The sequence below is a fragment of the Streptomyces sp. NPDC055749 genome, from assembly GCF_053617235.1.
This window is the reverse complement of sequence record NZ_JBSHFH010000103.1, coordinates 1-11,881: the sequence shown is the minus strand read 5'-3', so window position 1 is coordinate 11,881 and position 11,881 is coordinate 1. Positions and strand designations below refer to the sequence as shown.

The 11,881-nt window shown below is 65.0% G+C and carries 5 protein-coding genes; 2 read left to right on the top strand and 3 right to left on the bottom strand.

Annotated features, from left to right (window positions below; all coding sequences use genetic code 11):
* Positions 1-818 precede the first annotated feature (818 nt).
* On the top strand, positions 819-1,115 hold the full coding sequence (locus ACWGO0_RS36820; RefSeq protein WP_453544796.1) for a hypothetical protein: 297 nt from the start codon (positions 819-821) through the stop codon (positions 1,113-1,115).
* A gap of 163 nt (positions 1,116-1,278) precedes the next feature.
* Here ACWGO0_RS36820 and ACWGO0_RS36815 read toward each other — a convergent pair whose 3' ends face one another.
* From ACWGO0_RS36815 to ACWGO0_RS36805, 3 genes are all read right to left on the bottom strand, one after another.
* A complete protein-coding gene (locus tag ACWGO0_RS36815) occupies positions 1,279-1,782 on the bottom strand; it encodes an N-acetyltransferase family protein (protein ID WP_453544794.1) in 504 nt (167 codons plus the stop codon).
* Between the two features lie 135 nt (positions 1,783-1,917).
* The gene (locus tag ACWGO0_RS36810; RefSeq protein WP_453544792.1) at positions 1,918-2,343 is read right to left on the bottom strand and encodes a hypothetical protein; all 426 of its coding nucleotides are present in this window, start codon (positions 2,341-2,343) and stop codon (positions 1,918-1,920) included.
* Between the two features lie 8 nt (positions 2,344-2,351).
* The gene (locus ACWGO0_RS36805) at positions 2,352-10,928 is read right to left on the bottom strand and encodes a golvesin C-terminal-like domain-containing protein (RefSeq protein ID WP_453544790.1); all 8,577 of its coding nucleotides are present in this window, start codon (positions 10,926-10,928) and stop codon (positions 2,352-2,354) included.
* Between the two features lie 348 nt (positions 10,929-11,276).
* Here ACWGO0_RS36805 and ACWGO0_RS36800 point away from each other — a divergent pair, with 348 nt between their 5' ends.
* Complete coding sequence (locus ACWGO0_RS36800; protein WP_453544788.1) at positions 11,277-11,789, top strand: hypothetical protein; 513 nt, start codon at positions 11,277-11,279, stop codon at positions 11,787-11,789.
* Positions 11,790-11,881: the final 92 nt, after the last annotated feature.

Genomic DNA, 11,881 nt, shown 5'->3' with positions numbered 1-11,881 from the left:
TTGAGACTTCGAACATCTCCCTCAACGGCACGGGTGCCTCGTGCGTTGCGGCCTCAGCGCCGTCACCCGACCGGTGGCCACGCTGAAAACGCTCAATGTGTCCACCCTCCAGACGCCATGACGGCCCGAAGTCGTTCGTTTTGCATGGTCATGTCTCCCCGCGCTCCAAACGTTCCTAGGGACGTTCTACCCCCCGTGGGACGTCCCGAAGTGGGAAACGTACGAGGTTCCTACGTCCCAGCGAACGGCGCGACGATCACCGGGAGCGAGCGAGGGGACGGCGAAACATGGCCAGCAATACACAGCAGCCAGAGACGGACGCGAGCCAATGGGAGTACGTGACCTATGCCCCCACTGGGGAGACGTGCCCGGCGTGCATGAAACCGATCAAGAGCCTTGAGCGCTGCCACCGGGGAGTGCTCGAAAGGCAGTCCGGGGCCCCCATCGTCGCCTACCGGCACGCCGACCGGTGCCCGCGATGATCACCGCGCTGATATCCGCCAGCGGGTCGAGGACGCGAGGGGAAGGGTTGGCATTCTTCGGGACGTACTTCAGGACTACGAAGACCCTGCCGACTTGCCGGGCGAGCGTTGCCAACGCCCTGCGGCGTTTGTGTGGCCCGAAGGCGGGGGCCGTGAGTGGCTGGTCCCGCCGGACGCCGTGATGCGCGCCTGAGACCCCGCCCCGCTGAGCGACGGCGAGCATGACAGTTCAGCGGGCCGGTACCGCCCCGTTCACAGCTTCCCCCGTAGCTGTGAACGGGGCACTTTGCGTGAGAGGGCCACGTGCAGCGGCAGCGTGGCCATATGGTTCCGGTCATGGCAGATGACCTAGACAAGATCGGCAGAGTTGGTGACGCCTTGAGCCAACTCGCTTACATCAGAGGCATGTTCCTAAGCGAGATCAACGGACACCAGGTACGCACTCAGGTCGTCGTGGACGACGGAAAAACGCCAATACCCGACTGCTGCGCGATCGACTGCGACGGAGTATCTGACTTCCGATTGACCAGGGCGCGGGGCCTGTTCAAGCGGCCCTATCAACTCTTCGCCTGCCTGGACCACGCCAACGTCGCTCGTAACGCCCTCGCGATGGATGTGCCGCCAATCATGTGACTCTCAGCCGTTAGAGCGTCGCGGTGCACGCCGTAGCCGCTGGTCAGAGCCTCGCGGTAACCTGTGGTTCCGTTGGTTCACGGGCAAGCGATGTCGCTCCAGATCTCGACGCGCATGTTTCTTCTTCTCTCCAGGATCTCGGACACTGCGGAGGGACCCTCCACTACCTCCGTTCAACGTTCAACGGCTCTGGCTGATTCCCCACCTCCAGACAGAGCACGAGATGGCTGCCCGCCCGCGGCCCGTCCGGGTCGGGGGCCCAGCCGTGGCGGGCGTAGAAGGACTGGGCGCGCGTGTTGGGCACGAAGACTTCAAGTCTGGCGGCCCGCACTCCGGCACGCCGCCAGGCGTCGGTGCAGGCGGTATGGAGGGCGGTGTCGACGCCCGTACGCCACTGGGAGGGCGAGACATGGAGCTGAGTGAGGTCCATGACTCCGTCGCGCACGGCGAAGGCCGCGATGCCGGCGAGGGCGCCGTCCCGCTCGGCACAGAGGACGGTGACATCGGGCCGCTCGACGGCCCGGGCCCAGCCGTCACGGCTACGGGCGACCTCGGCGGCGCCCTGGTACTCCTCGACGGGAAGGTGGTCGCGGTAGTAGGTCGCGCGGGCCTCGGTGTGCAGCCGGACGATGGCGTCGAGGTCGGCAGGTGTGGCGGTTCTGATCATGGTGGAAGGGGCGCCCGGTTTCCGTGCGCGGTTGCCGCGGTGGGCAGCCTGCGGGGCTGTAAACCGTGCTGCCTGCGCCCGGATCAATGCTCCGGGCGCAGGCAGCGGTGGTGGTGGTTCCTTACTGAGTTGCGCTTACTCCGTGAACGGGTCCCCTACCAGGTCGCCCCACTCGAAGACAAACGCACCTCTCTCCGCGTCAGCCTTGACCGTGACCCCCGGGTCCGGTGCGTCGAGCTGCTCACGGAGCCATCCGGCCATGCACACCGCGGCAACCTCTGGCCGGTAGTCGGCCATGGGGTAGACGAGGTCGTGCACCTGGATCTGGACACCTCCGGGGTACGCCTCAATCAGCTGTCGCTGCATCAGCGACGCACCGAAGGTGAGCCACGCGAGATCCTGCCAGTAGATCTCGGTCGGCGGCAGCGTGACCCAGATGCCCTGAGTGACCCTCGCGCTGTGCGCGGGCGGAGCATTGACTGCCCGGAGTTCGGCGTCCAGGTCGGCTGCCAGGCCGCCCAGAGCAGCCGTCCACTTACGGAACGCGAACTTGCTTTTCATGGCTGCTATCACCCCACGAATTCGAGCAACGAGAAGACCGATTTGTTGAAGTAGTGCTCGCTTCCCATTCCTGTCTTCCCTTGGATGTAGTCGTAATTGTGCGATTCACCGTCGCCGTAAAGCCGGCTGTAGCGGTCCACGAAGGCTTCTGCGTCGCCATCACTCATCTGTGTGACGTCCACCTTGTTCATCGCAGCGAAGTCATCCTTGTTGACCCTGAAGGTCACTATCTCGACCGTCAGCTTACGGCCCGTCAGTACCTTCGCGTAGGTTTCGGCTTCCTTCATGCTGCCCCAGGAGTAGATGCCCAGCCCGTACTGGCCACGTGTGTCTTCCTCGGGCCAGGGCTCTCCGCCGTTGCGGAGTCTCTCCGCGTCGGCTGGGCTCTGTACCGAATGGAAGTACAGGTAGTCGTCTTCGTCGTCCTTCTTCTTTTTCTTCTCGCCCTCGTCCTTCTTGTCGGGTGACTTTGCACCGCCGCCCTTGCTTGTGGTTTTCGTGGCGTCCGCCACCTTGCCGGTCACCTTCGCTCCGGTGGCGGCCCAGCCCGCGATCGGGATCATGCCGGCCGCGGACAGTGCCGCGTTCTCGGTGTCGCCCTCGGCGAGGTACCACAGGGCGTTGATGCCGTCGGCAGGTTCACCGATCACCGGAACGAGACCGGCCACGTCCAGAACGAGGTGACCGGCGTCGCTGCACCAACTGCACGACCAGTGGCCGTCGATCTCGATGAAGCTGGTCGGGTTGCCGCCGGTGAAGGCGTAGCGGTTCCCGGTCATGGGGTCGGTGCCGAGGCCCATGTCGGCGAGGGCGCCGTTGTACATGTCCCGGGTGGTGAAGCGGTTGAGGCCCGGGTTGTAGTCGCGGAAGCCCATGTCGTACGTACCCGAGTTGGCGTCCCAGCGCTTGGCGTTGAAGCGGTAGGGGTTGTACGCCTCCTTGGTGGGATCTGCCGTGTCCGGCTTGTCGATGCCCGTGAACTCGGAGTCGTCGTTGCTGCCGTAGGCGGTGTAGCCGTAGGTGGCCTTGGTGTCACCGGTACTGGTGGTCAGCGTCTCGACATCGGTGTGACTGTTGTAGCCGTAGTAGGCGTCCTCGGTGGTCCCGCCGGTGTTGTGCTTCACCTGGGACAGCCGCTCGCCCCAGGGGGAGTACTGGTAGGACTTGGTGAGAGCGCCGGCCACTTCTTCGGTCAGCACCTCGGTGGACATACCGAGGTAGGTGAAGTCGGTCGTCTTGCCGTCGGCGACCTTCGATGTGGTGCGGTCCAGCGGGTCGAAGGTGTACTTGGTCGACTTGAGAACCCCCGCTTCGTCCATCTTCTGGGACTCCACGACGTGGTCGAAGCCGTCGTACACGCTCCGCTCGACGATCTTCCCGTCGGCCGAGACGGACTCCTGGCGCCCGAAGGGGTCGTAGTTGTGCGAGAACGTCGTGCCCGATGTCACCGATGACAGCAGACGGTTCCGGTCGTAGTCGTAGTTGGTGGACACGCCCTTGACGGTCTGCGAGACGACGTTGGCGTTGTCGTCGTGGACGTACGTCTCCTTGCCTGCGCCGTTTCCGGTCTTGACCGATTCGGCGAGACGGTTGGCGGGGTCGTAGGTGAAGTCGGTGGTGGAGTCGAGGTACGCCGCATGGTTGTCGGCGTTCATCTTCTTCGCCGCGTCCTTCGCCTTGTTGCCGTTGGCGTCGTACGCGTACGTGTGCGAAGAGACCAGGGTCTCGTTGGGCTTCTTCTCCTCCTGGGTCTTGAGGACGCCGTCGAGGTAGTAGGTGTAGTCGACGGTGTTCTGGTTGCCCTTGGTCTCCTTCAGCTTCTGGCCGCGGCCGGTGTAGGTGTAGCCGGATACCTTGGGAGCGGTGTCCGTGGGCGTCTTACCGACGGACACGGTCTTGACCAGGTCCCGCAGGTCGTAGGTGTACGAGGAGAACTGGTCGGGATGGGTGACGGTCGCCGGCTTGCTGTTGGCGTCGTAGGTGTAGGAGGTGGACTTCTTCTCCTGGCCGACGAGCGCCTCGGTGACCTTCTGGACCTGGTTCAGGCCGGTGTACGCAACCGTGTACGCGTCGATGTCGGCACCGGAGGAGGTGTCGTCGATCGACGTCATGTTGTTGTTGATGTCGTACTCGTAGGCGAAGGTCCGCTTCTCGGTGTCCGTCTCACCCGTGGTGTCCCGGACGAGCTTGACGCCGTCCGCCACGACGGCCCCGCCGCTGTTCACCCCGAGGCTGAGGCGTGCGGCATTGCCCTGAGTGAAGTCGAACTTACCGAGACTGACCCAGCTGCCCGCGTTGGCGCTCTGGTCGACGGTCTTGTCCGTGGTCCCGCCGGAGTGGGTGACCGAATACTTCGCCGCTGTGGAGGCGCCGGTGGTCTGCGGGAACTTGGCGTAGGCGGTGTAGGAACCGTCCTTGGGAATGTTCAGCGTCCAGGTGAACGCATCAGTACCGGTGCCTGCGGCGTGGACCTGGTGGTCGAAGCCGTGCTGGCCCGTGGTGTCTCTCTTGGCCCAGGTCCCTGTACTGCCGGTGTTCTGGGTGTCCGAGTTGTCGACCAGCACCACGCCACTGCCCGCCGGAACGCCGTCGTCCGACTTGGACTTGAGCTTTCCGTCCGGGTAGTACGACCAGCTCATGGTGCGGTTGGACGATCCGCCCGCCGAAGTGAGCGTGCGCGAGGTCTGGCTGCCCAGAGCGTCGTAGTCATAGCCGGTGACGATTGACCACGGGTCGGTGGACGTCTTGGTCCAGCCGTTGTCGAAGTAGGTGTACGCCGTCTTGTTGCGGACGGTCTGCCCCTCCGACGGCGGTGCCGAAACCGTGGCGACACGGCCGACCTCGTCGTAGGACGTCTGCGTGTAGACGTCGGGCTTGTTGTAGCGCGTGTCGTTCGGGTCGAAGGGCTGGAACTGCTTGACCGGCCGGTTGAGCTTGTCGTACTCGGTCCGGGCGGTGAAGTCGTCGGCGGTCGCCGTGTTCACGCCCCGCGGAGAGATCACCTTCGTGGTGTTGCCGACCTGGTCGTACTCGTACTTGGTCGTCCGGTACGTGATCGCGCTGGTGCCGTCGTGCGGGACCTTGACCTGGGTCTTACTGCCCCGCTCGTCGTAGGTGAACTCGGTGGTGTTGCTCCCGGCGTCCGTGCTCGATGTGACCAGCGAGTCCTTGTCGTAGGACGTCTTGCTCTGCTTGCCCGCCGCGTCGGTGACCTGCGTGACCCGGTGATTAAGGTCGTACAGCGTCTTGATGGTGTAGTCAGCGGTGTCGGCGGACGCGCTTTTCTTCGGGTCGACGACCGTCGTCACATTGCCGACACTGTCGTACTCGTACGCGATCTTGTCACCGGCGGCGTTGACCACGGAGGTGAGCTGGTAGACCTCGTCGTAGTGGTTGGTGGTGACGTAGTCGTCGGGGTCCGCGGCGGACGCGGTTCCCTTGGGCTCCACCAGCTTCAGCAGATTGCCGACCTTGTCGTACGTGTAGGCGGATCTCCGCTCACTCGAGGTCGACGTGTCCTTCGGGGCCGTCGTGGCGACGATCTGATCCGACGCGTCGTATGTCGCCGTGGAGACGGCGCCGTTGGGCGCGGTGGCCGAGGTGATGTTGTCGTTGGCGTCATAGACCGGCGCCGGCGTGGTGATCAGATCACCCGCGGCCTGGTCCTTGGGAACCTTGCTGACCAGGGCCCGCCCGAACGTGTCGTACGTCTGGGTGCTCTTCTTGCCCAGGGCGTCCGTGACCGAGGTGACCTGGCCGCGCTCGTCGTAGGCGTACGACGCCGAACGGCCCAGCGCATCGGTGATCGTGTCCGGGTATCCCGTCGGCCCGAACTCGCTGTTGTTCGTCGGATTGCCGTTGGGGTCGGTCGTCCTGGTCAGTTGCCCGTAGAGGTCGTACTCGTGCTTGGTGGTGTAGTCGTCCAGCACCGCGGTGGTCGCGACGCCCTTCGGGTCCGTGACCGCGGTCAGGTTGCCGAAATCGTCGTAACCGAACTCCCAGGTGCGGCCTTCCGGGGACGTCTTGCGGTAGAGGTCGGCGGAGAAGCCGTCGAGGCGCGTCTTGTACTCGTACTTCTGCGCGTTCGCCGGGTAGGTGGCGGGTGCGCAGTTGGTCGGCGCCGGAGTGCCTGCCTTGTTGTTCTCCGCGTCCCGCTCCCAGAGCGGGTAGCCGGTCTTCTGGTCGTAGCAGTACGCCGTCTTGGCGCCGTTGGCCTCTTCCAGGTACGTGACGTTGTTGTCCGCGTCCCAGACGAGCTCGGTGGACTGCGCCTTGGCGTTGGTGATCTGAATCGGACGCCCGAAGTCATCCGTCACATAGGACGACGCGTGGTTCTCGGCATCGTTGACCCGGGTGTCGGTGAACTTGGCCGTGCCTGAGTTCACCGCGTAGGTGAAGCCGGTGGTGCCGCCCAGCCGGTCGGATATCGACTTGGTCCACCAGTGGTACTTCGGGTCGTCCCCGGCCTGTGGCGCGTTGTAGGCCAGGTCGGTGGCGTTCCCGCGCGGGTCGGTGGCCTTGACCAGCTTGACGTTCTTGTTCCCCTGCGTGGCGTCGTAGGTGAACTTGAAGTCCTTCGGCGCACCGTTGGTGGAGCCGTTGCCGTCGGTGAACTGCCCGAGCAGGCCCTTGTCGGTGTAGTAGAAGGAGATCTTCCGGCCCGAGATGTCCGTCATGGACTTCACGTGGTCGTAGATCTTGGAGTTGGTCAGGTTCGAGCCGGTGACCTTCGCGCCCGAGTCGTCGATGTAGTCGTAGGACGCGTCACCCTTCTTGTAGTACTCGACGGTGAGGGACTGACGGCCGGCCGGGTCCGTGATGTAGGTCAGGAACTTGGTCGGCTTGTTGTTGGACTTGCGCTCCTCGTACGTGTGAGTCTGCGTGTTGCCGTTCTTGTCGACGACTGACGTCAGGTATCCGTCGCAGCCGAAGAAGAACCGGGAGCCGTCCGGACGGGTCATCGTCCAGGCGTCGGGGATCGGGTCCTTGTCCGGGGTGCAGTCGAGGCCGAGCTTGGCCTCCAGCTTGTAGTGGACGCCCGCCGGGGCCTTCCAGCTGCCGTCGGGCTGCTTGCTGAAGACGTGCGTGGTGCCGTCACCGTCCGGGAGCTTGATCTCGGTCGGGTGGGGCTTGGGGTGGAACTCCAGCGGTGCACCCATCCGGATGGGCCCGGCGGCCTGGCCGGACCAGCCCGCCCCGAGGACGGTGTCGGAGGTGTCCAGGGAGTTGTAGGAGAACCGGGCGAAGGTGTTCAGCCCACGGCCGGGGTTGGAGAACGCGTTGTAGGACCAGACGCTGTTCCCGGAGGCCGTGTTGTTGATGACCGTGGAGCCCGCGCCGGTGTTCTTGCCCGCGTAGGAGTAGAACTTCTCCAGGCCGAGCTGGTTGGAGGTGGGGTCCTCGACGGCGACGTTCTGCTTGAGGCCCGGGATGCCGGCGGTGCCGGAGACCCAGGTGCTGGTCGTCTTGTTGAAGACGTCCCAGGTCAGGGCGTAGTCGGTGCGCTTGTTGCCCGAGTCGGAGTTGATCGGGGTCTTGACCTGCGCCTGGAGGCTGACCGAGTCACCCGGTTCGACGTCCTTGGGCAGGGTGGTCTGGATCTGGTTGCCGCTGTTGGTGACGTCGGTGCCGTCGGGAAGGGCCCACTTGTAGGTGAGGACCTGGTCGGTGGCCTTCCAAGTGGCCGTGGTGGTGTTGGTGAGGTTGAAATCGACCGTGTAGGTGGTGTTCGGCGTCATCCGGGCCGGGGTCTGCGGCGCGAAGTACGTCGAGGCGGTGGTCGAGTCGATGTACGTGACCACGATCTTGGGGTGGAGCTTGGGCTCGGCACCTTCGGAGGACAGGAACAGGGTGCGTTCCTGCCGGAGGGTCTCGTCGGCCATCTTGATGGCGACGCCCTTCTGGGACGTCGGGGTGCTCACCCAGGACTGGGCGAGTGAGGTGACGTTCCAGTCATGACGCGCCGGGTCGTTCGTCTTCGATCCGTTGTCGGACACGACCGCGCCGATGTCACCACCCTGAGCAGTCCAGTTGGTGGCGGAGTTCGCCTTCACCCACGTAGCGGTCTCGTCGAAGTCCCGTGTCAGCGGGCGCAGTTCGTAGATCGCGCCGGTGGTGTCCTGGCTGGTCTGAGTGCCCCACAGCCGTACCGTCGCGTCCAGGACGCGTGCGGTGGTGGGGATGCCCAGGTCCGGGAACTTCAGCAGGGCGCGGGTGTCGCCGTAGGTGAGGGAGTTGTTTCCGGCGGAGATCCAGGTCTGGGGTCCGCCGTCGGTGAGGGTGTCGTGGGCCAGGGATGGCTCGGCCGAGGACAGGGTGGTGTCGGCCGATGCCTCCAGGACCTTCGTGGTGCGGCCCGCTTTGGGGAGCCTGACCAGTTGGGTCTGGGCGCCCAGGACCTGGCGGTCCTTGGTCTTGACGGCGACCATGTAGTAGTACGCCCGGCCGAACGGATCGGTGTCGTCCGCCTTCGTGGGGACGGCGGTGGTGTCGGTGAACGTGGTGGTGCCCGGTGCGATCGGGGACACCATCGTCGCAGCCGACGGGGTGAAGGACTGGTTGATGGAGCGGTGGACCTGGTACTCGACCAGGTCGTCATCCGTGGACGCGGCCGACGGGTCGGTGTACGCCGACCAGTTCAGCTCCGCACCCGTGTCATGGATGGTCGTCGGGGCGGCGAGGTCGACACCCTGGCGGCCGTAGGTCAGCACCAGCTTCGGGTAGTTCGCCGACTCCCCCGCGTACGCGAACTCGCTGCCCTCGTAACGCGGACCGCCCTTGGGCCCGTTGGCGCTCTCGTCACCGGCCTTGATGACGAAACCGTTGTTGGTGTTCGTGCCGTCGATCCACGACTGGACCGTCTTGGTCACGGGGAAGGTGTGCCAGGTGTTCAGCTCATTGGGCTTCTTGGTGACGACACCGCCCTTCGTGAAACGGACCGCGTCGGCCAGGACCGTGGTGGAGGTGGATGCCGGGCCGTCACCGAGGACGACCTTGCCCAGGGTGCCCGCCTTGAACGGGTGCGTCCCCAGCGTCTTCCACTCACCACCCGTACCGGCCTGCTGATTGACCGTGTACGCCTTCGAACCACCGTTGTACGTCACGGTGTACGGGGTGTTGGTGGCACGGTCGGTGGCCGGGACGTAATGCGTCTCGACCTGGTAGTCACCGTCCTCCGGCAGACTCGGCTGCCAGGTGTACGTGTCCCCGGCGACCGTGTCCTTGTTGTACAGGTAGTCCGTGTTCACCGCGTACTGCGTGTACGCCGTGTTCCCCGAAGCAGGCCAGGCACCCACCGCAGCCGTCCGCCCGGCGTCACCGTCATCGACGACCACCGACGTACCGGACAGCTCACCCGTGAAGGTGTTGGCACTGTTCCACGTCGCACGGTCCTCGGTCCACGCCTGCGTGGCGCGGTGCGCCTCCAGCTGGACCTCGGTGTCACCCGCGGTGTGCGTCTGGTCGTAGTACAGCTTCAGATCGGCCGAATCCAGCTTGGTGCCGGCAGGGACCGTGCCGAGCGGGAACCGCAGAAGCGCACGGGAGGAACCGGTGGTGGTGTTGCCGACCGACAGACGCCAGTTGTCGTCATAGTTGGACGCCGGACCGTCCGACGAGATCATCACGTCCTGGGCCGTCGTCGGCGTCGGCGCGATCGTGATCGTGGGGTCGACGGTGACCGGGTACTGCCGCTCCTTCGCGGCCAGCCACTTCGCATCCGGTATGACGGTCAGCTTCCAGTCCTTGCCGGACTTGGTCAGCTTCTGCTCAACCGCCGCGCTGTAACCGGCACCGTACGGGGCGGCGGGATTGCGCTTCGCGTCCGTCATGAACGCGGCCGGGATCACGAGCACCGGGTTGGGTGCGTCGCTGTAGAACTTGACCGAGCCGTCCTTGCCCGACTTCGGCGTCAGACCACCGGCATCGAGGGTGAACGTGAACGACACCGGACCGGTCGGGCGCTCCGCGAGAACAATGTTCTCCTTCACCTGGCCCGGACCCACCACATAGGACAGGTCCGCGCCGGCCACCGCGTTCTTGTACGTCACGGTGTTGCCCTCGGCCACCGGAGCGAGCTTTCCCGCACCCTCAAGACCCAGCGTCACCGTGTGACCCTCGGCCTCGAACTTCACCAACCGGTCCGCGTCCGCGCCGAACCAACTACGCGCCGCGTTCGTCGTGTTCGCCAGAGCGAAACCCTTGGCATCGGTCGGCCTGACCGTCGGGTCGATGTCCTTGAAGGACTTCCCCGCCCGGTAGCCGGTCGGTGTGACCGACACCTCGGCCTGCACTCGGCCGTCCGACAGCTGCCAGAAACGTTCGTTCGCCGTCCGCCGGCCCGTCAGCTCCGCAACACGCTTCGCCTTCGGCGCCGCCTTTCCTGCCGGCAACTTCTCCCGGCTGGGAAGCGTAGGATTTCCGCCAGTCGACGGTTCCTTTGACTTATTCTCGTCGCCTGAGTCATCGGCGAACCAGCCCGTGAAGGAATCGATAATTCCCTCGCCGTCATTACCCGAAACCTCGGCCGCATAAGCAACCTGCGGCAGGAGAGTGGAAGCGACCGCCGAAACCACGAGGCAGGCCATAGCCCGCCCGAATCTCACTTTCAACGCCATTCCCTTCATCGGCGCGCCGGCGAGGGTCCCCTGCCGGTTGCGCTGAATACCGACCCCAACCCACCCCAACTCCGGGCATGGCGACCGGACCACCCCTCCATCGCATGGGAAAGGCGGCCTCACTGGTCACGTGTCGATGAGGGCCGGACGCTGTCTAACGGATCCTTCGAACCTCAGTCAAGGGAATTCGCAATTCGGGCATTCGGCTCCCTTGAGTGAAATGAACGTCCCAATTCACCCGGTTTCCCCCTGCCCTGGCGTGCGCGGTTTCTGATGCTGTATAACCCAGGCCAACTCGCTTCGACCGAAAGCGCGGACATGCCCACAACGCAAGAACCATTCGACCTGGAACAGCCGGAACAGCCCGAGGCCCCTGAAATCGCCGGAAGGGTCTCCCGTAGACCCGACCGCCGCGGCACCGCCGTCGCCGCGGCCATGCTGCTCGCCTGCGGCGCACTCATCACCTACGGAATCCTCGACACCGGCAACGAGCAGGCCGACAAGGAATCCGCGCTGCCTACCGCCGCCGTGACCTACGAGGTCCTCGGCGACGGCGCAGCCAACATCTCCTACCGCTGGGGTAAGGGCGACCGGGTCACCGTCGTAAAGAACGCCGAACTCCCGTGGAGGAAGACGGCGAACGTGCCGCTCGGCACCTCCACTGTCGTCAACATCACCCTCGGCGAAAAGGGCGGCGAAGCCAGCTGCACACTCGCCGTCGCCGGCAAGCACGTCCAACGCGCCACCGCGTCAGGGGTCTTCGGGCGCAGCACCTCCGCCACCGAGCCCTCCAGAGCTGAAGCGCCTGCAGCTCATGAGGGTGGTCAGTGAGCGTTTTCAGCGTGGCCACCGGTCGGGTGACGGCGCTGAGGCCGCAACGCACGAGGCACCCGTGCCGTTGAGGGAGATGTTCGAAGTCTCAA